Raw genomic sequence first — 22927 nt, forward strand, 5'->3', positions numbered from 1 at the left:
CGGAGAGGCCCCGTAGAGCGCCCGCAGCCCCTCACCCGGCCCCGGCGGACGCCTCCACCTGCGGCCCCGCCCCGTCGCCGGACCCGTCGTCGATCTCGTCGCGGGCGAGCACCTCGTCGTCCGGCCGCTCGTCCCGGTCGCGCGGCCCCGCGTACGTCACCGCCAGCGCGACCGCCAGGTTGGCGGCCAGCGCGACGAGCCCGGCGTTCACGCCCCACACCGGGTCGTTCCCGTTGAAGACGAGCACGCAGACCACGACCACCCCGACCGCGAGCCCGCTGAACGCCCCGGTGAAGGTGAGCCGCCGCCACACCAGTGCCAGCAGCACCATCGGCAGCAGCTGCGCCATCCCCTCGTACGAGATGAGCGAGAGCCGCACGAGGGTGTTGGGCGCGGTGTAGGTGAGGAGCAGCGCGAGCCCGCCGGCCACCACGACCACGATCTGCGCCGCGCCCTTCTGCCGCTGCTGCCAGCGGGGGACGAGGGAGAGCACGCTGCGCCCCCACATCGTGCCGATGACCAGCATGAAGACGGCCATCGGCACGATCGAGGAGAGCGCGGCGGCGACCCCGATGACGCCGACCGCCCAGGCGGGCAGCGAGTCGGTGACGAGCTTGAACAGGGCGAGGTTCGAGTCCGCCCCGACCAGCCCCGGTACGACGAACAGCGCGGCCATGCCGAGCAGCATCGGGACGAAGAGCAGGACGTTGTAGGCGGGCAGCCACATGGCGTTCCGCCGCAGGACGTCCGCGTTACGGGCGCCGAGGTAGCCGGCGACGGTGGTCGGGAAGATCACCACGGTGAGCGAGTTCAGGAACGACGTACTGATGAACCACGCCTCACCGAGCCCGCTGTCCCCGTGCCCGGGGAACGTCAGCCACTCGCTCTTCTCGGTGACGAGCCGGTCCAGGAAGGGTCCGTACCCGTCGAAGTAGTGGATCGGTACGTAGAACGCGAGGAAGCCGAGGGTCCCGATGACCATGGCGTCCTTCAGCACCGACACCCAGGCGCTGCCGCGCAGCCCGCTGACGACGACGAAGCCGGTTGTGACGGCGAAGGCGATGAAGTAGGCCCAGTTCAGGCTGATCGCGCCGTAGGAGATCGTCGAGACGACCACGCCCATGCCGGTGATCTGGAGCTGGATGTACGGCAGCAGGAAGACGGTCGCGAGGACGGCGACGAGCGCGCCGAGCCAGGGCCGCCCGAAACGGTGGGCGACCATGTCGGTGATCCCGACCAGGCCGTGCCGGCGCGCGTACCCCCAGAGGGTGGGGCCGACCAGGTACCCGAGGGCGTACCCGCAGGACATGTACGCGACGACGTACAGCACGGGCGCGCCGTAGTTGTAGCCCCAGCCGGCGGCACCGAGGTAGCTGAAGCTGGTGTAGCCCTCGCCCGCCATCAGCACCCAGATGAAGACGGCCCCGAGGCTCCGTCCGCCCACGGACCACTCGGCCAGCCCGCCCCCTCCGCCCCCGCGCCCGCGCAGGGCGAACAGACCGAGCGCGACGGTGAGCACCATGAAGGCGGCGAAGACGGAGGTGGCGACAGCGGCGTTCACCGGCGGTCCCCCCGCCGGGTCAGCCAGACGGCGACGGGCGTCAGCAGGGTCGCGCCGAGCATCCAGAGGAACAGGAACGGCAGCCCGAACACGACGGGCTCCACCCGGTTCACCCAGGGCAGGGCCCCCAGGTACAGCACGTACGGGACCAGCAACCACCACACCTGCGGACGTCTTCTCAGCACCCGGGGACTTTACCGCCGCCCGGGGCCGGGGCCGGGGGCGCACCTCGGCGCGTCAGGGCGGGGGGCCGAGGGCCGGGGGCCGGGGCCGGGGGCTGGGGGTCGCTCTCCGGGGGCGGTGCGGGTACGGCCCGGGGACACCGGTCGGGGTACGGCCCCGGAGAACACCCGCGTCAGGGTACGGCCCCGGGAGGACACCCGTCGGGGTACGGCCTTGGGCCGGTGGCCTCGTACCCACCCTCTGTGAACCGGCTGTGCACCTGCCGCATACCCGTCGCGCACCCGGTGCGCACCCCTGTGTCCAGGCGCACTCCGGCCCCCCTCGCCGGTTGCTCCCGCAGGCCCGCCCCGCCGCAGTACCGTGTGTGACATGCGCCCCGACACGCCTGCCGAGCACATCACCGAAGCCGAGCGACTGCTGCGCACCGCGGTGCGCTACCCGGAGGACCGCGAACCGCTGCTCCTCCAGGCCGCGGCCCACCTGGAACTCGCCGGCGAGCGCGCCCGCGCCGCGACTCTCTACGACGACCTGCTCACCGCCGAGGACGTACCCTCCGAGGACCCCCACCTGGTGAAGGCCCTCAAGGCCGCCAACCTCTGGGAGTACGGGCACGAGGCCGAGGCCCGCGCGATCATCGACGGCCTGCGCGTCGCGGCCCCCCGCGCGGCGGGCCCGTGGACGATCGCCGCGGAGACCCTGGAGGCGCACGACGAGCTGGAGGCCGCCCACGACCTCTTCTCGACCGCGCTGACCCTGCTGCTGACGCCCGGCGAGGAAGTCCCGTACGCCACGCAGTCCCTGCTCACCGGCCGCCACCGCGTCCGCCGGCTGCGCGGCTCGGACCACGACGACTGGGACCGGCTCGCCGACACCCTGCACACGGCCGAGGTCCCGCTCGACGAACTCCACGACCCGAAGCGGCTCTGGTCCCTCGGCTCCTCGGACCCGGGCGAGCTGAAGGCGGAGATCACCCGCCTCCGCGCCGAACTCGGCGTCTACCGCACGGCCCTCTCCCGGCCCTTCCCGGTCGCCGTCCTGCACTGGCCCGAGGACGAACTGGCCGAACTGCTCGCCGCGTACCCGGCCCTGGCCGCCGAGTACCCCGACCACCCCGGCCACCTGACCGCCGTGGAGACCGCCCTGCGCGACCTCCACGCGGCGGGCACCGCGAACCTCGGCATCGTCACCGGCACCATCCCCTCCTACGAGGCCTTCGCCGCCTCCGAGGCCACCACCCCCGCCGACCCGAACCTCCTCCCCCTCTACGCCACCACCCTCGCCGCCCGAGGCCGAGCCCTCCCCTGGCCCCCGGCCAGGTCGGCGGCGTGCTGGTGCGGGTCGGGGGACGTGTACCGGGAGTGCCACGGGGCGGGGTGAGAGGGCTCGATCCGGAACAGAGAAAGCGCGGTCGGCCCCAAGGGCGACCGCGCTTTTCCGTACGGCCCCGATCGCATGGTCACACCAAATATCCACAACTTGGTCACTGAAATGACCGAACCGGCCACGCGGTTTCCGGAACGTAGGACAATGGAGGCGATGAACGTCGTAGTCCCCTCGTCCGCCGCCGTCTCGGCGCGCATGAGCCGTCAATCGAGCCGTGACACAGCTCCCGAACTGGCGGTGCGCAGGCTCCTGCACGCCGCCGGTCTCCGCTACCGGGTGAACTGGCCGGTGCCCACGATGCGTCGCAGGACGGTCGACATCGCGTTCACCCGGGCCAAGGTCGCGGTGCTGATCGACGGTTGTTTCTGGCACGGATGCCCCGTGCACGCCACGCAGCCCAAGGCGAACGCCGCGTGGTGGCGGGAAAAGCTCGAACGGAACGTGGCACGGGACCTGGAAACGACCGCATGCCTCACCGAGGTCGGCTGGACCGTGCTCCGCTTCTGGACCCACGAGAGCCCAGCTGCGATAGCCGAGCGGGTGGCGGCGACGGTCGAGCGGGAACGACGACGATGAGCACGAGAGCAAAAGCAAGGGGTGGGGACCTGTGGGTGCGTTGCGTTCCGTCGAGGTGTGCGCGGGAGCGGGCGGATTGGCACTGGGGCTGGAGGAAGCGGGCTTCGAACCGGTGCTGCTCTTGGACCGGAACCCGGTCGCCTGCGAAACACTCCGCCTGAACCGTCCGTCGTGGCAGGTCCTGGAGATGGACCTGATGGACTTCGACCCGGTCGAGCACCGTGAGACCTACGACGTGGACCTGCTGGCCGCCGGTCTTCCGCGCGTGAAGTCGAACGCCACCACCGTGCGGGCGGAGAGCATCGAGGAGATCCGTCTGCTGGAGGCGGCGGTTCTGCTCGCCCACTCGATCCAGCCGCGCGCCGTACTCCTCGAAAACGTGCCGGGACTGGTGGACTCCCCCGAACTCGGCCCGACGCGGGAGTTCGCCCACAAGGAGCTCGAACATCTCGGTTACCGCCTGACCTGGTTCGTGGTGAACGCAGCCGACTTCGGCGTGCCGCAGGACCGGAAGCAGGGGGTCATGGTCGCCCTGAAGGAGCGGTACTTCGACCGCTTCGTGCCGCCGGCACCGACCGTGCGTTCCCATGTGTCCGTCGGCCGGGCACTGGCCCGGTCCATGAGGTCCCGCGGCTGGCCGGGCGCCGACGCGTGGGCCGCAGACGCCATCTCCGTCGCCCCGACCTTGGTGGGCGGATCGGACAATCGGGGAGGCGCGGACCTGGGCCCCACGGGCACCAAGAAGGCGTGGGAGCGCATGGGCGTGAACGGTGGCGCGCTGGCGGACGAGGTGCCCGGCCCGGACGACGGCTCCTCCGCCCTGATCAAACTGACCGTCCCCCAAGCGGCGATCCTGCAGGCCTTCCCCGAGGAATGGCAGTTCGCCGGAAAGAAGACCGCGCGCTATCGACAGATCGGCCACGCGTCCCCGCCGCCGGTCGGGACGGCGCTCGGACGGGCCATCGCGGAGGCCCTCGGCGCATGATCGTCATGGTCGCCCTACCTTCGTGCGGAGCGATCAAGCCGACCTCGTGGCCTCGCTACACTTGCACATCATGACCAACCCACCTCACAATCCGGCCTCGCCGACGGAATTCAGTGTTCTTCCGTCCGCGAGGTACGGGATCGTCGATCTTTTCGCAGGCCCCGGGGGTCTCGACATCGCGGCGACAATCATGGACGAGGTGGAGAGCATCGGCGTCGAATGGGACGACCCCACGCGCGCGACGCGCCGGGCTGCAGGTCTGTTGACCACCACGGAGAAGGACGTCGCCCGCCTCGGCCCGAGCGACTCCGAGGTGAAGGCCGCGAACGTTCTCACGGGCGGTCCGCCCTGCCAGTCGTTCTCCGTCGCGGGCAACCGCGAGGGGCACAAGGCTTTGGAAGACGTGAAGTGGCTGGCTTCCTGCCTCGTAGCCGATCACAAGAATCTCAAGGCTTTCCGCAAGGTTTGGCAGGCGGTCAAGTCGGAGACGGACGGTATGTCCGACGGGCGCACCGGCCTCGTCCTCCAACCACTGCGATGGATCATGGAGGCGGAGCTCGACACAGGCAGGGAGCCCTACCAGCGGATCGTGCTGGAGCAGGTGCCCACCGTCCTGCCAGTGTGGAAGCACTACGCGAAACTGCTCAGGCAGATCGGTTACGCGGCCGAGGCCCACGTGCTGCACTCCGAGGACTTCGGTGTGCCGCAAGCACGTCGGCGCGCGGTGCTGATCGCCCAACACGACCCGGAGAACACCGGCCGCAAAGTCTACTTTCCGGAGCACACGCACCAGCGGTACCGCAAGGGCGTGAAGCGGCTCCAAGAGACGGCAGCGGACGCCTCCTTGGGTCAGCAGGCCATACCTCTCACCGGCGCCGCCGAGGCCAAACCGGCGATCCTCCCCTGGGTTTCCATGGGAGACGCCCTGAAGGAGACACGCACCGGGAAATTCGTCATGGTGTCCAACTACGGTTCGGGCGGCGATCCGAAAAAGCGCGGCCGCCGATCGTCGTGGGAGCCCGCACCGACGGTCACCGGAAAGGTGAGCAGGAACCGCCTCTTTCGACTGAAGAGGTCGGGGACCGGCGAGCTGGAGGACGGTGAAGAACTCGCCCGGCTCACCCCCCGGGAAACCGGGCTGCTCCAGTCCTTCCCCGCCGCCTATCCGTGGCGTTCCACCAACGTCGCCCAGCAGATCGGCAACGCCATCCCCCCGCTCCTCTCCCTCCACATCTTGAGCGCGGCCCTCCGGGACCTACCGCCGAAGAAGGAGTGGATCGAGGCGCTCGCCGCCTGGCAGCCGCCCGCCCACGACCAGGCCCCGGCGGACGCCTGAGCGTCCAGGGCGGGTCAGACCGCTCCGACCACCCCTTCCTGCGACTCCTTGCCCCGCACGGGCGCGTGCGCGAACAACTCCGCGAAGTGATCGGCCAAGGCCTCCACCGCGTCGTCCGGAACCCTCTCCTCGTTCGGGCCGTCGGGGAGCGTCCGACGGGCTACGGGGGGTGCGCCCTCGGCTTCCTCGATCCACTCGGCCAGGGGGCGGGCGTCCCGTTCGACGTCCGGCGCGAGGACGTCGTACATCAGCGTCGCGGCGGACGCGTTGACGGCCGCCGTCAGCGCGTTGATCTCGCGTCCCGTCGTGACCGTCCCGCGCCGGATCGTGCGCAACAGCGCCTGAGCCGTGGGCCGGTGCTCGATCACGCCGAGCCGCAGGGCGTTGTTGAGCATGTCCTGGTGGGAGCAGGCCGTCTCCACGGGACCGTAGTCCGGGCCGTCCCTGAACAGCTCCGCCGCCCACCAGAGCCGGGCGAACACCTGCGTGTACGAGGGGCCTCGGAACCGTGCGAGGGCGACCTTCGGCGCCTTCTTCGCCTCATCGTCCTTCGGCTCCGCCAGGTGTCGCCAGACCACGTAGTCGGGAGCCACTCCGAGGGCCAGGTAGTTCCAGAACCTGCGGTCGGCGGCCTCACGGCGGCTCAGTCGCAGCGTCGCGTGGAGCCGAGGGGCGAGCCACGCGTCGGCAGCCGTCGGCTTCACGTCGCGGAACTGGTGCATGGCGTCGTCGATCAGGTCCCGCACCGGCGCCAGCTCGCCCCGGACTCCGTCCGTGTGCACCAAGGGCTCGGTGGCCTTGTTCAGTCCTATCGCCGGGATGTCTTCCTTGCCGGTGAGCACGCCCTCGGTGAGGTACGTGGCCGCGTCCAGGTCGGAGAGCAGCGCCAGTCGTCGAGGCAGGTGGCTCGGCTTGTCGGTCATGCGTCGACCCCCCGGTCGAGTCGGTTCAGTCCGTGTACGGTGGCGGCCAGCGCCTTGGGCACTTCGGCCCGCCGCGTCGCCGCGTAGTGGATGCGCGGCTGGAGGTCCGTCCAGCCCGCCGTACCTGCCCTGCGCCGGTGGACCTCACCCAAGGCGTCCTCCGGCGGCCTGCCGGGCACGACGTCCTGCAGCATTTCGCGGAGCACTTCGCCACGCCAGTCACGTGGGAACAGAGGAGTCCCGTCCTCCTCCACCTCCAGGTCGCCGATGGCCGCGTGGAACACGGCCGTCCACACGTCCGTGCACATCTGTGCGACCAAGAGTTCCCGGACGAGTCCCTCGGGGCCCGACGCCTCGCCCCCGACGAGCTCGGAGATTCCTTCGAAGTCGGCGTTCAGACGCACGACCGGCAGGTCTCCCGAGGTGTCGACGGCCCACGGCATGTCCTTGAGCGGGCGCAGCCACTCCGGCCCCTCGGCGAAACCGACCTCGGTGAAGTCGAGCCGCCGGTCACGCAACGGCGTCTCGGACTTCACGTCGACGACCCAGTCCTTGTCGGCCGACGCGACGACGCGTCCTGGCACACCACTCACCGTGGCCACCACGTGGACGGTCATGGAGGCCCGGTCCAAGTGGTCGGCCCGCCACAGATCGATGCGCCCGCCCCACTGCCGACCGTTCTCGGACTCGCGTGTCAGCGGGCTGCTGAGCCGCGTGTTGGTCGCTCCCTCGGTCAGGACGACAACCACCGACACGTCGGACCACGGACTGTCGTCGTCCGTCGTTCGGCCAGGGACGGAGGCGGTGAGGCTCAGTCGGGCCCTTTCCCAGTCGTCCCGGTCGAGGCCGCCGAGAGCGACCACCTTGTCGGTGACGGAGAACGCGCTCGTGTCCAGCCGCTCACGGATCTCGCCGGGTCCGAACAGCTCGATGCCGGTCACCCTCAGGTCGACGACGCCGGGCACGCGTTCGTACGGATAGACCTTCATGCCTGGTCCTCCTTCTCGGACTTGAGTTCCACGACCAGTCCGGTGTAGGCGGCCCGCACGGTGTGCGTCGACGTGTCGGTCGTTCCTCTGAACGTCGCGCTCCGGGCCCCCGGCACGAAGTGCAGCGCTCCGTCGACGATTTCGCAGTTCTTCACTGCGACGAGCTCGGCCCAACGCACCACCGGACGCACGCCCGAGCGGACGTCCAGTTTGGCCACCGGCGTCGGGCGCCAGGAGTCGCCGCCCTCAGGAATCCTCACCTCGGCCACGACGCTCCAGGCTTCCCCTTCCACGGACGCCTTCAGATCGTCCAGCGTCGGCAGAGCGCTCTTCTTGACCAAGGGCCTGGTCACCTTCTTGGTCCCCAGGGAGAGCTTCTTGCGCAGCTTCTCCGAGCCGGCGGACCCCTTCTTCCTGGGTACGGCGATGAGGTCGCGTACCGCCTTGTTCGTCTCCGTCGTGAGCGCCTCGATACGGCGGAAGGCGGACGGCGAGTACATCGTCCGCAGCTCTTCCGTCTGCCCCCACTTGTTGTGCTCGGGAGGCTCCGAAGTCCGCAGGAACATCTCCGCCTCTTCGGCGAAGGGAGCGTCAACGCCCGCCGCCTTCCCCGCGAGCAGCACCGCCTGGAACGGATTGGTCCCGACCGGCAACCCGTAGACGCCACTCGACCGCACGGTCATGCGATTGCCGCGCATCTTCACCACGGTGTTGAACTTGTTGAACCTACGGTCCTCGTCCTCGGCGTCGGTGACCAGGAGGACGGCCTTGTGCTCTCCGCCGCTCATTCCTGCCGCCCCGGCCGGAACCTTGAGCGTCACGGTCCTCATCGCCACCTGACCGGCCTCGGTGTGACGTTCCACCGTCGTGCCGTCGAGGAACGCACGGAGGGCACGGGTCCGGGAGGGTTGGGTGACCGCGGGATCCACCCGCTGCTCCGGAAGGATCTCCGCCCCGTTGCGCAACGTACGGACCGACGCTTCCAAGAGCGGCGGTCGGGACGCGCCGGTGGTCATGGCCGCCCAGAAGTTCCGTCCGAGGGCGTCGACCAAGCGCAGGTGCATACGTTGCACACTGTCGTCGTCGTCATTCTCGTCGTCCTCGCCCCGCACGAGGCTCGCCACGTCGTGGGCGCCCACGATCAGAAAGGACGTGCCCGGCTCTGCGCTTTCCCGGGTGAGGTGGAGGCGCTCGACGGTCTCTTCGTCCGCCCACCACGATCGGGCCACGTCACCCGACTTCGACTCGGGGTCCGGGCGGCCGAACCAGGCCGGACCGGCCCAGGGGAGGCCGTCCACCTCGCGCCAGGGCAGGTCGAGGCGGCCGACGAGGCGCCGCTCCGTGCGGCCCTCGTGGGGTTCGGACAGCGTCGAGTTCATGAGCACCAGGCCCAGCCGGCTCGTCGCCCAGAGGGTCGCTTTGCCGAGGCCGTACGAACCACCCGCGCCGGAAGTCGACTTGTGGCTGTCGAGTTGGCGGCGGACCACGGCGGCGAACCGCCCGTCGGCGTAGTCGTCCCCGGTGAGCCCGGAGGCGTTGTAGTCGTCTACGCGCAGAAGCACCAAGCGGTCCTGCTCCCGCATGTCCCGCAGGCCGGTGGCGATGACGCGGCCGACCTTCTGCTCCTGCTCCGCCGCGGCCAGATAGTGAGGAAGGAGGTCGTTCCATCGGATCGCGTCACGGAAGCGGGCGAGGGTCTCGCCGGTCAGTTCGTGCAGCGTGTAGCGGACGCGTACGGGCTGGTTCTTGTCGAGCCGCTCGTCGAGGCTGTTCTGGGTGGCCTCGCGGGCCAACACCGACACGTCCGCCTGGAAGGCGAAGGCGGCAGCGTTGCCGAAGTCCCTTCCCCCGTCTGCGTATCCGGGCCGATGGCTCCAGGAAACGGGCAGGCCGGCAAGCGTGTCGGTGGTGCGGGTGTGGATCGTGCCAAGGTCGGTTTCGAGCGCCTCCGCGATCCTTGCGATGGTGTCCTCGCGGGGCGTCGCCCGTCCTGTGATCCAGGCGGAGACCGCCGCCCTGGTCATGCCGATCTCCTGCGCCAGGTCCGCCTGGCTCTTGTGCGACTGCTTGAGTTGTCGCGCGAGCCAGGGCCCGAAGTCCATGCCGCCGTCCACCGTCACCACTCCTCGACCACCCCACGGTTCATGGGGCCACCGTACGCCATTTTTGACACCTGAACTCGGGCGACAATGAAATTTGACATGCGGACCGAAATCCAAGGAGTTCACTTTGATCGAATCAAAAATATGTGGTCAGAAATTACGATCGGGCAGCAATTAAGCCGGATACACCACCGTGGGACCATTGACCACAGAGGTCCGAATTGCACCCGCCTCCGGGTGGTCGCCCGGGGCTGGAACTCCGCCCGGAACTCCGAGATTTCCTCTTGAAGAGGAGGCCCCGCCCGTGTAACGTCCTCACAGGAACAGCCTCATCGGCTGGCACCATCACTCCCGTCTCGGGGGTCCGTTCGTTGTGCCCGGATGCCAAAAGCACGCCCGGCTCACGATTTTCTGCGAATGAGCCAATATCCCTTGCGCAGGGTCACCAAAATGCGCTTGGCTCGTACCGGGACCACCTCGGTTTCATCCGTGCAAAATCGCCCGGCCCATACCGTCAGCCGAATTCACTGCCCCCACCTCGTGATTCCGCTCTTCTGCAAGTGCGCTTCCTTCCGGCCTTCGGTTCGACCACCGCGAAAGATGGGAACCACTCCATGGACAACAGCGACGACAGCGCTCCCGAGGGCGACGATTTCCGCCTCGTCGACCAGTACGACTCACTCGAAGACCCGGAGTTGAAGTCCGAGCTCCTCGACGCCCTGGGCATCACCCGGGCGAACGTCGACGCCCAGCGGCGGCGGCGTGAGGCAGCCCGCAAGACCGCGAAGTCCGCCGAGCGAACCGACGAGTCCGCGGCGGCAGCTCCCACCGTGGGCCACGACCACCCCCGCAGCGGCGGCCGGAGCCGTCTCCGGGCCGCCCGTCGGAAGGCCCTGCGCGGAGGTTCCGGTTCGCATCCCCGGAACCGCTCCGACCTCACCCGACGTGTCCGTTCGCGGCGGTCCCGCCACATCGTCGTCGTGCTCGTCCTGCTCTTCCCGCGCGACTGAGTTTCTCCGCATCGCCCTCGGTCCCCACCACCGTTGTCACACCTCGCAGTGCCGGCCGGCCGCCGCCCCCACGCGGCCGGCCCGTTCTCCCGCACACATACACGGTCATGAATGGGAAAAACATGAACCACATCGGTGGCAACGGCAGTTCGGGCGACTCGCCCGTCATTCGGAAGATCCTCGACCAGTCCGAACGTGTACTCGAAACGTATCGGGTGGACCCCGGCCTCATCCAGGAGCACGCCAACGGGGAGCGCCGCATCACGCAGGGCGGCTACGGCGACCGTCAGTTGTTCGAGCTCGTGCAGAACGCGGCCGACGAGATCGCCGCCGCACCGGGCGGAAAAGTGCAGGCCGTACTCACGGCGACGCACCTGTACTGCGCGAACGAGGGGACGCCCGTCACCCCGGAGGGCGCCGAGACCATTCTCCGGATGAGTGTGTCGAAGAAGCGCGGAGGGCAGATCGGCAGGTTCGGCGTCGGCGTGAAGTCGGTGCTCGCCGTCACCGACACCCCTCAGTTCTTCAGCGTGTCCGGGTCGTTCGGCTTCGACCGCGCCTGGTCGTACGAAGCGATCAAGGAGGCACGCGGAGGCACGCCCGAAGACGGCTTCGAGGCTCCCGTACTGCGGATGGCGCGGCCCCTGGACGCGGCCGAGGAGCGTCTGAAGGACAGTGTCCTCGACGACCTGATGGAGTGGGCCACCACCGTGGTCCGCCTTCCCCTGTTGCCGGGTGCGGCCGATCAACTCGCCCACGACATGCATGTCTCGGGCACCAAGGGCGATGTCCAGCGGGAGTTCCCCGCCCGGTTCCAGCTCTTCTCCAACCACGTGGGCACGGTGGTCCTGGAGGACAGGCGGAGCCGGCCCACCGTCCGGCGGGAGATCACCGTCGACCACGAGGGCTTCCTCCACACCGTCAACGAGTCCCGGACCGGAAAGCCCGACAGCAGCACCTCCTGGAAGGTTTTCACCCACGCCCACCGCCCCACGGAGCACGCTCGTTCCAGCGCCGGTGAACTGCACGACCGCGGCACCATCGACATCTCCTGGGCCGTGCCCGAGTACTCCGGCGAGACCGTGCTGACCACCCCCAGGGGGCGCGGTGAGTTCTGGTCGTTCTTCCCGACGAAGTACCCGATGACGCTGAGCGGCGCCTTGAACGGCGCGTGGAAGACGAATGAGGATCGCCAAAACCTCCTGGACTCCAGCCCGTTCAACCGCGAGATCATCCAGGTCGCCGCCCGCCTCGTGATCGACTCCCTGCCCCACCTGGCGCCCGCCGAGGACCCCGGCGCGTACCTGCCACTCCTCCCGGGCCGCACCAAGGAGTCGGAGACGCTCAACTGGGCGGACCAGTACCTCACCGAGTGCGTCTGGGCCCTGGCGGCGCAGCTTCCCTCGCTTCCCGACCAGGACGGTGTGCTGCGGGCCCCTCACGACATCAACATCCACCCCGCGCCGGAGAGGAAGGTCCCTCTGCGGATGGAGTGGCTCCGTATGTGGAGTTCCTACCCGGGGCGTCCTTCGAACTGGATCCACCCGTCGGTCGAGGCGGGCGAGTTCCGTCCGGGCAAGGTCGGCCACATTCTCGACGAGGCGAAGCGGTCCCGCGCGACGGTGCGCGAGTGGTTGGAAGCTCTCGTCACCGACGGGACGGTGGAGGCTTCGGCCACGGCGATCCGCATTCTGGCCGAGATGATCCGATCCGCCTCGCCCTTCGCCGAGGAGGCGCGTTCCGCACGAATCGTGCTGACCGAGGAGAGCGGGCTGGTGGCTCCCGGCCCCAAGATCTTCCGCCGGACCGTCCAGGACGGCCTGAAGGACACGACGACGTACGTGGACCGTCGGCTCTCCGAGGACGAATCCTTGGTGAGCGATCTCCAGACCCTCGGCATCCAGGAGGCGAATGCCGAGGGCAGGTTCATCAGCGTGCTCGAGCACGGAAATCTCGACGCCTACGGCCCGCAGGACTGGACCCATTTCTGGGAGTTGCTCCACGGCGCGGGTGCGCAGGGGCAGGCGCTCCGAATCCGCAAGCAGGTGCCCGAGCCGAAGGACACCCTGTTCCTCCGCACCACGGACGGACGCTTCCACCGGATGCGCGACTGCCTTCTGCCGGGCCCGGTGGTGCCCGCCGACGGGAGCCGGGACAGGTCGATCGCCGTCGACCTTACGTTCCACTCCGACGACTCGGGGCTCCTTCGCGACCTCGGTCTCAGGGACCGACCCTCGTCCGGTCACCGGCCCACGGACGAAAGCTGGTTCGAGGAGTACCGAGCCGCCGTCCACCAGAGCTACTGCAAAACGCTGAGCACCAGCGCTTCCCGCCCCGCTCTCAACCGGCTCAAGATGGAAGGGTCTCCCATCGGCGGCCCCCTGCATCTGCTGGAAGCACTCTCGGAGGAAGGCAAGGCGGCATTCGTGCAAGCGATGCCCGACGACGCGGTCATCGACTCTTGGACCCTGCAGATCGGCGTCCAGAGCTCCACCCGGAAGCAGGCGCCGTCGCCGCTTCGGTGGATGCTGCGCAAGCACGGGCGCGTTTCCACCTCCCAGGGGATTCTCCCCTTGTCCCGTGCCGTGGGACCGCAGCTCCGTGCGTATGCGGACGTTCTACCGGTCGCCGACATCAGCGCGGAGAAGGCGCGCAAGCTCCACCTGCCGACCACGACCGAGCAGGTGCCGGCGGACCAGTGGAGCCACATCCTGGAAGAACTCGCCCGGAGCGACGACGACGCGTTCGTCGGCCGTACCTACGTCCTGCTGACCCGTCTCGAAGTGGACTTCCCGGAAAGCCAACTCACCCGTTGCCGCGTCGGATCGGAGTGGACGGCACGGGAGGACGGCGAGATCGCGGTGGCGGGCACCGACGCCGAGTACCGCGCGCTGAAGGCCGAGAGGATCCCGGCGCTCTTCGCCGGCACCCCCGAAAACGCAGCACTCCTGGTGAAGACCTGGGGGATGCTCCCGTACGCCGACGTGATCAGTAAGGAGACCCGGCACGTCGCGGACGGGGAGGCGATCCCCGTGCAGGACGAGTTCCCCACGCTCCGCCTGCGCCTCGGACCTCTCGTCAACAACCACTCCCTGCTGCGTTGCTCGGAGTTGGAGGAACTGACCCGTACCCCGCTGGGAACCAAGGCCACCCCGCTCACGAGCGCCCTGCGGGGGACGACGGTCCTCGTCCTCGAACCGGCCGACCGGCTCACGACGCTCGTCGCCGTGGATCGCGAACTCCGCTGGGGTCTGGGCGAGTCCGGCTGCAAGGCGGTGCTGGCGGCACAGGATCGCCAGGAGGAGGACCAGCAGGTGCAGGCCGCGCTCCGACACGTCCGCGAAGCGACGAGCGTGGAGGAGAAGTTGGAGCTGCTCATCGGCGCGACCGCCCTCAGGGAGGGCCTTCCGTCGGGGCTCATGGAGAGCGAGCAGGCCGAGTCCGGGGATGCCGACCCGTCCCCGAGGCGCATCGCGCGCATGGCGTACAACGCGCACGGCGACGGCGTGCTCCAGACGCACGTGAAGGATCTCCGGGCGGCCTACCCGAACCACGCCCCGTCCGGATTCTCCGGCTCGTCCGCTGCGGTGAAGTTCGTCGCGGAGTTCGGGTTTCCGGACACCTTCGCGGGCGCCACGTCCCCCTCCTTGGAAGCACGGATCGACGTTCCGGGTCCTTCGGAGTTCCCCCGTCTCCACGACTACCAGGAACGCCTGGCGACGAAGGTCTTCACCATGCTCGACCGGTTCTCTCCGCAGCGCGGGATGCTGTCGCTGCCGACGGGGGCGGGGAAGACCCGGGTGGCGGCGGAGGCCGTCATCCGCTGGGTCAAGCAGGTGGGAGATCTCGACGGACCGATCCTGTGGATCGCGCAGACCGAGGAACTGTGCGAACAGGCTGTGCAGAGCTGGAGTTTCGTCTGGTCGAAGGTGGGCGCGGAGACCCCGCTGACGATCAGTCGGCTCTGGTCGTCCAACGAGGCGGGGCCGGTGAAAAACCGCCCTCACCTGGTCGTGGCGACCGACGCGAAGCTCCGTAGCTGCCTCGGAGGCGACGGCTACGCCTGGTTGCGGAAGTCGGCTCTCGTCATCGTCGACGAAGCACACGTGGCCATCTCGCCGCAGTACACGGAGATCCTCGCCCATCTCGGACTGACGTCCCGCGAGACCCGCTGTCATCTGCTCGGACTGACCGCGACACCGTTCCGCAACACCAACGACGAGGAGACCCGGCGGCTGGTGCAGCGCTTCGGTGGGCACCGTCTCGACGAAGGGATCTTCCGCTCGGGCGACCCGTACCAGGATCTCCAGGAACTCGGCATGCTGGCGAGCGTCGACCACGAGGAGCTGGCGGGCGGCACGATCGAGCTGACCCACGCGGAGAAGGAACAGGCGGAACAGATGAGCCTGCTCTCGAAGGCCGCCGAGCAGCGTCTAGCCGACGACCAGGACCGGAACAACCGCATCCTGGACAAGATCGGAGCCATGCCCGACGACTGGCCGGTCCTGGTGTTCGCGACCTCGGTGGCCCACGCGAAGGTCCTCGCCGCCAGGCTCAAGGACCGGGGCATCCGGGCGGCTTCGGTGGACTCCGCGACCCCGAAGGCCGAGCGCAGGAAAATCATCACCGATTTCCGCATGGGCCGGATCCGCGTCCTCACCAACTACGGCGTCCTCAGCCAGGGCTTCGACGCGCCGGCCACCCGGGCCGTGGTCGTGGCACGTCCCACCTACAGCCCCAACGTCTACCAGCAGATGATCGGACGCGGCCTGCGCGGTCCCCGCAACGGCGGCAAGGACACCTGTCTGATCCTCAACGTCCGCGACAACATCACCAACTACGGCGGGAAGCTCGCCTTTACGCAGTTCGAGCACCTGTGGGGGACCAAGTGAGCGACGCGTACCTGGACAGTCCGCCACTGAGCGAAGAGCAGCAGACGGTCGTGGACCAGCCCTGGGACACCCGGCTCCTGGTCACCGCCGGAGCGGGCGCCGGTAAGACCCACACGCTGGTGCGCCGCCTTGACGCACTGACGGGTCACGAGGAGGACGCCCTCGAAGCCCGGGAGATCCTGGTGCTCAGTTTCTCCCGGGCCGCGGTCCGGGAGTTGCGCGAGCGGATCGCGCGTCACGCGCATTCGGCCCGGCGGGTCCGCGTCCAGACGTTCGACTCATGGGCGCTGTCGGTGCTGCGCTCCGAGCAGCCGGACCGTGACTGGAGCGCGTCGCGCTTCGACGAGCGGATCCGGGAGGCCACGGAAGCCGTCCTGCGCGGCGCGATCGAGGAGAGCGAGCAGGGGCCCCCCGCCCACGTGGTCATCGACGAGGTCCAGGACCTGGTCGGCGACCGCCGGGACATGGTGGAGACGCTTCTGGACCGTTTCCAGGACAACTGCGGCTTCACCGTGGTCGGGGACGGCGCCCAGGCCATCTACGGCTTCCAGGTCGAGGACGAGGACGCCCGCGCGGCGGAGACCAACTACTTCTTCGACTGGCTGCGCGCGTCCTACCCCGACGACTTGGTGGAGCTGCACCTCTCCGGCAACTACCGGACCCGGACGGAAGAAGCCCGCACCGCGCTCGCGCTGGGTCCCGTGCTCCGCCGTTTGCCCTCGGAGTCGGACCTGTCGGACGCCGCCGGGGAGGACGCCCACCGCCGGCTGGTCGATCTCCTCCGCTCCTGCCCGAGCTTCGGTCCGCTGGACGATCCCTTCACCCTGGGATCCCTGCACAGCTTCCCGGGAACGTGCGCCATTCTCTGCCGGGACAACAGGCAAGCACTCGTCCTGTCCGACACCTTGCACAGGCTGGGCGTTCCGCATCGCGCGCAGCGGTCCCTCCAGGAGTACCCGGTCCCCCCGTGGGTCGCGGACGTCCTCCGGCACGTCGGCTCCCCCACACTGACCGAGGAGCGTTTCCAGGAACTGCTGGGAGACAGCGCCGTCGCTCCCGGAGGGGACCGGGCGAGCGCGTGGCGCTCCCTGAGGAGCGTGGCACGTGCGCCCCGAGGAGCGCTGGACGTGCGGGCGCTGCGCCGCGCGGTCGCCGACGGTCGCTTTCCCGACGACCTTGCCGCCGCCGAACCCGCCCGTCTGGTGGTGTCGACCGTGCACCGCGCCAAGGGTCTGGAGTTCGACCGGGTCCTGGTGATCGAGCCTCCGTCCCTGGCGGAGTTGCGCAAGCAGCACGACCGGATCGACACGGCGGCGGAGGCCCGCGCTCTCTACGTCGCGATGACCCGGCCCCGGGACGACCTGTTCCGTCTCGCTGCTCCCGAGACGGCACTCGTGCGGCGGGACAGGCGGACGGACCGTTGGTACCTCGGCGGTTGGAAGAGTTACGTACGCAAGGGAATAGCGGCTTCCGGCGGCGACGTGTGCCGCCTGAATCCGCCCGGCACCGACGGCTTCGTCGAAGACGCCAGGACGGTGCAGGAGTACCTTCTGTCGTCCGTCCGGACGGACGACGCCGTGACGCTCCGCCTTCAGCACGGGCTGCCGCTCGCTCCGGACCAGAGCCCGCCGTACACCGTCTTCCACGGCGACCGGCCGGTGGCCGTCGTCTCCGAGCGGTTCCGCGCGGATCTCCACAGTTCCTTGAAGATCAACAAGACGTGGGACGTCGACTGGCCCGCGGAGATCGTGGGTTTCCACGTCGACTGTCTGGAGAGCGTCGCCGGCAGCTCGGCCTCCGGCGCGCGGGCCGGACTCGGCGACCAGGGCATGTGGACCGTGCCGCGTCTGACCGGACTCGGACGCTACCGCTCGACCCAAGGATCGATACAGGAGAAACTCGGACAATGACGGACCGAACGGGCGATCATGCTGCCCACTACCGGGTTCGCGACGGCCTCGTCGCACAGCTCCGCAGGGACCTCCTCGGTCCGGGAGCCCCCGCCGAGGTACTCACGCAGGACCCGCCCATGACGACGTACCCGATCGGGATCCTCTTCCCCCGGCCGGCCGGGGCCGACGCGGCGATCGCTCTGGAGAGCGACGCCGCCGAGAACGACGGTCTGGACGACAGCCCCGTCGTCCGACGCGGCAAAGACGTCGAGGACGGCGTCCCGGAGGCGTCCGCACCGCTCGTCGGCGACCGACGCCCCGCGTCGATGGGCATCACCTTCGCCGTCGATCCCACCGTGTCCCGGACCGTCGTCGTCCACGCGGAAGCCGCGGCGTACGACCCGGTCGACGCTGAAGGGCGCCCCCTGGCGCCGATACGCGCGGAGGCCCGCACGGTCGCGGAGCAGCGCGAGCAGTGGCGCCGCCGGGAACTCGATCTCGCGCCGGTGACCGTCGACGTGACCGAGGCCCGCCGGTACCGTCCCGCACCGCTGTGCGAGGGGCTCCGGTTGGACGTCCTCGTACGTCCCCCCTCCGCGTCCGGCACCGTGACGGTCACCGTCACCCTGATCAACACGCGTCTGATCGGCGAACGGGAGTTGCAGGACGCGTTCTGCTTCTACCAGGCCCGCCTGACCGTCACCACTCCGTCCGGCGTCCCCGCCTTCGTGGAACGGCCGGCGGTGCACCGCGCCGACGACCCGGACGTGGCTTCCAGCAGGCTCCTGTACCGGCACGCGCCGACCTTCGCCGTGGGCCACGGCTGCGCGGCCGACTGGGACTGGACCCCACCCCCGATCGGCGCGCCCAACACCGAACCGGCTGCGATCAAAACGGTGCGGACCGAGTTCGTGCCCGCGAACGAGGTGCTGTTGACCGACTCGAACCCAGAAATCGACGCGATCCACGGCGCCTCGCTCACCATGCACGGATTGGCGACCCGCCCCGAGAGCGAGGTGTTGGCCGCGCTCAACCACCTCATGGCCGACTACGCGGCCTGGATCGAGCGCAAGGAAGCGGAGGCCGAGGCGTTCCGCGACACCGCCCACGCCGCCCCCGCGCGGGAACAGCTCGAAGCCTGCCGTACCGCACTGGGTCGGATGCGCCACGGCATCCGCGTTCTCGGCACGGACTCCGACGCGATGCGGGCCTTCCGGCTCGCCAACCTGGCGATGGCGCGGCAGCGCGCCCGGGGAGAGTGGGTGAAGAAGCAGCGGGCCGGGACCCCCGACGAGACCGCGGGGCGGTGGCGCCCCTTCCAGATCTCCTTCATGTTGCTCTGTCTCGAAGGGATCGTGAACGACGACCACCCCGACCGCGAGATCGCCGACCTGCTCTGGTTCCCCACCGGCGGAGGCAAGACCGAGGCGTACCTCGGTCTCATCGCGTTCACCACCTTCCTCCGCCGCATGCGCCACGCGGAGCGGGGCGGCGGAGTGACCGTCCTCATGCGGTACACCCTGCGCCTTCTCACCCTGCAGCAGTTCGAGCGCGCTGCCGCGCTCATCTGCGCCATGGAGCGCATCCGGATCGAGGACGGGACCCTGGGCACCGAACCTGTCTCCATCGGCATGTGGGTGGGCCAGTCCGCCACCCCCAACACGTTGGCGGGGGCAAAGGAGAGTCTGCGCGAGCTGCGCAAGGAGAAGGATCTCCAGGAGAAGAACCCTGTTCAGCTGCATGCCTGCCCCTGGTGCGGCACCCGTCTCGACGCCTATCAGTACGAGGTCGACGAGCAGGCCAAGCGCATGCACGTCCGCTGCCCGGACGCCACGTGCGACTTCCGTGACGGACTGCCCGTCCACTTGGTCGACGAGTCGGTCTACGACGCCCGGCCCACCCTCGTGATCGCCACGGTCGACAAGTTCGCCGCCATGCCCTGGCGGGAGGCGACAGCCGCGCTGTTCAACCGCGACCGCACGGACGGCACCCCACCGCCCCAGCTGATCGTCCAGGACGAACTCCACCTGATTTCAGGCCCGTTGGGAACCCTCACCGGTCTGTACGAGACAGCGGTGGACGTACTGTCCGGCCACCCCAAGGTCATCGCCTCCACCGCCACGATCCGGCGCGCCTCCGAACAGGGAAGGAAGCTCTTCGACCGCGGGGTGGCACAGTTCCCTCCTGCCGGAATCGACGCCCGTGATTCCTGGTTCGCCGTGGAGACTCCCCCCGAGGACAAGGCGAGCCGTCAATACGTCGGCCTCCTCACCCCCAGCACCAGTCAGGCCACCCTCCTCATCCGTACGTACGCCGCCCTGCTCCACCACGCGGCCCACGCGGACACCACGGAGGAGGTGCGGGACGCCTACTGGACGCTCGTCGGGTACTTCAACAGCCTGCGCCTGCTGGCCGCCGCCGAGTTGCAGGTCCACGACGACGTCGACGCGTACCTCGGCTACTTGGCCGACCGGGACGGCTGCGAGCAGCGCCGGGTGACGGAGCAGACGGAGCTGACCAGTCGCGCCAACTCCAGCGAAGTGCCCAAGCGCCTCAAGCAGGTGGAGCTCAAACTGCCCCACCCGGAGACCGTGGACGTCCTGCTCGCGACGAACATGATCTCCGTCGGCGTCGACGTGGACCGTCTGGGCCTCATGGCCGTCATGGGCCAGCCTCAGACGACGGCCGAGTACATCCAGGCGACCAGTCGGGTCGGACGGCGCCATCCCGGACTCGTCGCCGTCATGCTCAACTCGTCACGTTCCCGGGACCGCTCGCACTACGAGTCGTTCCAGCACTTCCACTCCGCGCTGTACCGCGAGGTTGAATCGACCAGCGTCACGCCGTTCTCCTCGCGCGCCCGCGAACGAGGGCTGCACGCCGTGGTCGTCGCGCTCGCCCGTCTCATGATCCCCGCTGCCCGTCCGAACGACGCGGCCGGCCGGATCTCCGAGTTCCGGAAGGATCTGGAAGGGAAGGTGGCGGGGCCTCTGCTGGATCGCGTCCGATCCGTCGCACCCGAGGAGTACGAGGCGACGGAGGCCGCCTTGGAGGAGTTCCTCGACTGGTGGGCGGGCGAGGCCGAGACACTGGGAGGACTCTTGTACGAGCCCAAACGCGGCAACAAGTCCCCCTCTCTGTTGTGCTCTTTCGACGACTCCCGCGACGATGCCTGGCCCACGCTGTGGAGCCTCCGCGATGTGGATGCCGAGTCAGGACTGTTCATGGAGGCCACCCGATGACACCCCCGCCCCGTCGCCGCAGGTCCACCGGTGCGCCCGAGCGCAGCTATCCCCGCCGCGGGTCGGTCCGGCGCGCACAGATGATCACGACCTACGGCGTCGGTTCGCTGGTCGCCGTGGACAACGAGTCCTTCATCGTGAGCGGAATCGACTCGTGGAACGTCTCCGAGGCCCCCACCATCCGCGAGAACCGGCTGGAGAGGGTGCTGGGCGTGCGTTCGTTCAAACTGCCCCCCGCGTCCGACGACACGAGCAGGGACGGCGTCCACGTCCGGCGTTTCCCGCTCTGGCATTCGTGCCCGAACTGCCACGCTCTCCAGCCCGTGGCGCGCTTCAACTCCCCTCCCGGCAAGAACGAGTGCGGCGATTGCGACGAGGAGCTGGTCCCCTCCCGCTTCGTCATGGCGTGCGCCCACGGCCACCTCGACGACTTCCCGTACTGGAAGTGGGCCCACCGGGGCAACGGCTCGGGCGCCGGTCCGTGCGGCGGAGAGATGCGCCTGCGCAGCACCGGCAAGACCTCGTCGCTCCGCTCGATACTCGTCTCCTGCTCCTGCGGCATTCCCGAAGTGTCCATGGAGGGCGCGTTCCGCTCCGCGGCGCTCGCGGACCTCAAGGTGCTCTGCCGGGGAAAGCGGCCCTGGTTGGGCAACGCACCGGACGAGGACTGTTCGGAACGCCCCCGCACCCTTCAACGCGGTTCGTCCGTCGTCTGGCAACCGATCGTGAGGACGGCGCTGTCGATCCCGCCGCACAGTTCGGGACAGGCGTCACGTCTGGAGCCGCACATGGACGATCTACGGACGATGGACGACGATGCCATGAAGGTCTACCTGAGAGTGCTCGCCATACAGTTGAAGTACGAGTTCTCCGTCGAGGCGGTGCGCGCACTCATCGCCGCCGAGAGCCGAGGCGTCGATCCCGACCAGGGCCAGGAGGACAGCGCGTTCCACGAGTTGCGCAGGCAGGAGTACAAGACGCTGATCGTGGGGCAGCCCGAGAGCGGGACCGACCACGAGGAGCAGTTCGTCTGCGAGCCGCCGCGGTCCTCCGCCTCCGTCCTGCATCCGTACGGTGTGGTCGGGCCGATGCTGGTGAAGCGTCTCCGCGAGGTCAGGGTGCTCAAGGCGTTCTCCCGGGTGGACACGCCCGAGACCAACACGGACGTCCACGAGGCGGAACTGTCACTCGCCCCGACCGACTGGCTGCCCGCCATGGAGGTTCAGGGAGAGGGGGTGTTCCTCCGTCTCGACGAAGAGCGCGTCGACGAATGGGCACGGAACACCGCAGTCGCCGCGCGCGCCGACCGCCTGCGTGCGAACCATCTCCGTCTGATGCGGGAGCGTGCGAAGGACTCTGCGAACGTCCCCGATTCTCCCGCGTCTCCCCGCATGGTGCTGCTGCACACACTGGCCCATGTCCTGATCAACGAATGGAGTCTGGACGGCGGTTACCCGGCAGCGTCGCTGCGCGAGCGGCTCTACGTCGACGACTCGATGGCGGGCCTCCTGATCTCGACCGCCACCAGCGACTCCGCCGGCAGCCTCGGCGGCCTGGTCGCCCAGGGCGAGCCCGACAAGCTCGCCGCCAGTCTCCGATCTGCACTGATACGCGCCCAGTGGTGCTCGGCCGACCCGCTGTGCGTCGAGTCCGAAGGCGGCGGCGTGGGCGGTATCAATCTCGCGGCGTGCCACGCCTGTGTCCTGCTGCCTGAGACCAGCTGCGAGCACTACAACGGACTCCTGGACCGGGCTCTGCTGATCGGCACGCCCGAGGACCCGTCGGTGGGCTTCTTCGCCGGGGTCGGCCAGGTCTGATCACCGTTCGGCCCGAGCCGGGGCGCCGCTGCGCCC

14 protein-coding genes are annotated in these 22927 nt (G+C 69.2%); 9 read left to right on the forward strand and 5 right to left on the reverse strand.

Annotated features, from left to right (window positions below):
* Nucleotides 1-31: 31 nt before the first annotated feature.
* Nucleotides 32-1561 carry a sodium:solute symporter family protein gene (locus OG599_RS12035; protein WP_327175981.1) on the reverse strand — a complete coding sequence of 510 codons (1530 nt, stop codon included), beginning with the start codon at nucleotides 1559-1561 and terminating at the stop codon, nucleotides 32-34.
* Nucleotides 1558-1716, reverse strand: coding sequence for a DUF3311 domain-containing protein (locus OG599_RS12040; protein WP_327180007.1), 159 nt, complete (start codon nucleotides 1714-1716; stop codon nucleotides 1558-1560). Before OG599_RS12040 ends, OG599_RS12035 begins: the two co-directional genes overlap by 4 nt.
* A 397-nt stretch (nucleotides 1717-2113) precedes the next feature.
* On the opposite strand from OG599_RS12040, the gene OG599_RS12045 reads away from it, so the two are divergent.
* From OG599_RS12045 to OG599_RS12060, 4 genes are all read left to right on the forward strand, one after another.
* Nucleotides 2114-3121, forward strand: a complete 1008-nt coding sequence (locus OG599_RS12045; protein WP_327175982.1) for an SEC-C domain-containing protein — start codon at nucleotides 2114-2116, stop codon at nucleotides 3119-3121.
* 159 nt (nucleotides 3122-3280) lie between these two features.
* A complete protein-coding gene (locus OG599_RS12050; RefSeq protein ID WP_327175983.1) occupies nucleotides 3281-3703 on the forward strand; it encodes a very short patch repair endonuclease in 423 nt (140 codons plus the stop codon).
* Nucleotides 3704-3734: 31 nt separating this feature from the next.
* Nucleotides 3735-4688, forward strand: a complete 954-nt coding sequence (locus tag OG599_RS12055; RefSeq protein ID WP_327175984.1) for a DNA cytosine methyltransferase — start codon at nucleotides 3735-3737, stop codon at nucleotides 4686-4688.
* A gap of 70 nt (nucleotides 4689-4758) precedes the next feature.
* Nucleotides 4759-6024, forward strand: coding sequence for a DNA cytosine methyltransferase (locus OG599_RS12060; protein ID WP_327180008.1), 1266 nt, complete (start codon nucleotides 4759-4761; stop codon nucleotides 6022-6024).
* A gap of 14 nt (nucleotides 6025-6038) precedes the next feature.
* On the opposite strand, the gene OG599_RS12065 is transcribed toward OG599_RS12060, so the two are convergent.
* The 3 genes from OG599_RS12065 to OG599_RS12075 are packed head-to-tail and all read right to left on the reverse strand — an operon-like array spanning nucleotide 6039 to nucleotide 10038.
* Nucleotides 6039-6947: a DUF6339 family protein gene (locus tag OG599_RS12065; protein ID WP_327175985.1), complete on the reverse strand. Its 909-nt coding sequence runs from the start codon at nucleotides 6945-6947 to the stop codon at nucleotides 6039-6041.
* Nucleotides 6944-7936 (reverse strand): hypothetical protein, encoded by a 993-nt coding sequence (locus tag OG599_RS12070; RefSeq protein ID WP_327175986.1) that lies wholly within the window; start codon nucleotides 7934-7936, stop codon nucleotides 6944-6946. Before OG599_RS12070 ends, OG599_RS12065 begins: the two co-directional genes overlap by 4 nt.
* Complete coding sequence (locus tag OG599_RS12075) at nucleotides 7933-10038, reverse strand: helix-turn-helix domain-containing protein (protein ID WP_327180009.1); 2106 nt, start codon at nucleotides 10036-10038, stop codon at nucleotides 7933-7935. The genes OG599_RS12070 and OG599_RS12075 overlap by 4 nt, the downstream gene beginning before the upstream one ends.
* 614 nt (nucleotides 10039-10652) lie before the next feature.
* Between OG599_RS12075 and OG599_RS12080 the strand changes: the two genes are divergently transcribed.
* The 5 genes from OG599_RS12080 (at nucleotide 10653) to OG599_RS12100 (ending at nucleotide 22891) form a co-directional block, all read left to right on the forward strand.
* The gene (locus tag OG599_RS12080; RefSeq protein WP_327175987.1) at nucleotides 10653-11048 is read left to right on the forward strand and encodes a hypothetical protein; all 396 of its coding nucleotides are present in this window, start codon (nucleotides 10653-10655) and stop codon (nucleotides 11046-11048) included.
* A 122-nt stretch (nucleotides 11049-11170) separates the two neighbouring features.
* Nucleotides 11171-15940, forward strand: a complete 4770-nt coding sequence (locus OG599_RS12085) for a DEAD/DEAH box helicase (protein ID WP_327175988.1) — start codon at nucleotides 11171-11173, stop codon at nucleotides 15938-15940.
* On the forward strand, nucleotides 15937-17850 hold the full coding sequence (locus OG599_RS12090; protein WP_327175989.1) for a UvrD-helicase domain-containing protein: 1914 nt from the start codon (nucleotides 15937-15939) through the stop codon (nucleotides 17848-17850). Before OG599_RS12085 ends, OG599_RS12090 begins: the two co-directional genes overlap by 4 nt.
* Nucleotides 17847-21074, forward strand: a complete 3228-nt coding sequence (locus OG599_RS12095) for a helicase-related protein (RefSeq protein ID WP_327175990.1) — start codon at nucleotides 17847-17849, stop codon at nucleotides 21072-21074. Before OG599_RS12090 ends, OG599_RS12095 begins: the two co-directional genes overlap by 4 nt.
* Nucleotides 21071-22891, forward strand: coding sequence for a DUF1998 domain-containing protein (locus OG599_RS12100; protein ID WP_327175991.1), 1821 nt, complete (start codon nucleotides 21071-21073; stop codon nucleotides 22889-22891). The genes OG599_RS12095 and OG599_RS12100 overlap by 4 nt, the downstream gene beginning before the upstream one ends.
* Nucleotides 22892-22927 lie beyond the last annotated feature (36 nt).

This window comes from Streptomyces sp. NBC_01335, from assembly GCF_035953295.1.
In the GTDB taxonomy this organism is placed as follows: domain Bacteria; phylum Actinomycetota; class Actinomycetes; order Streptomycetales; family Streptomycetaceae; genus Streptomyces.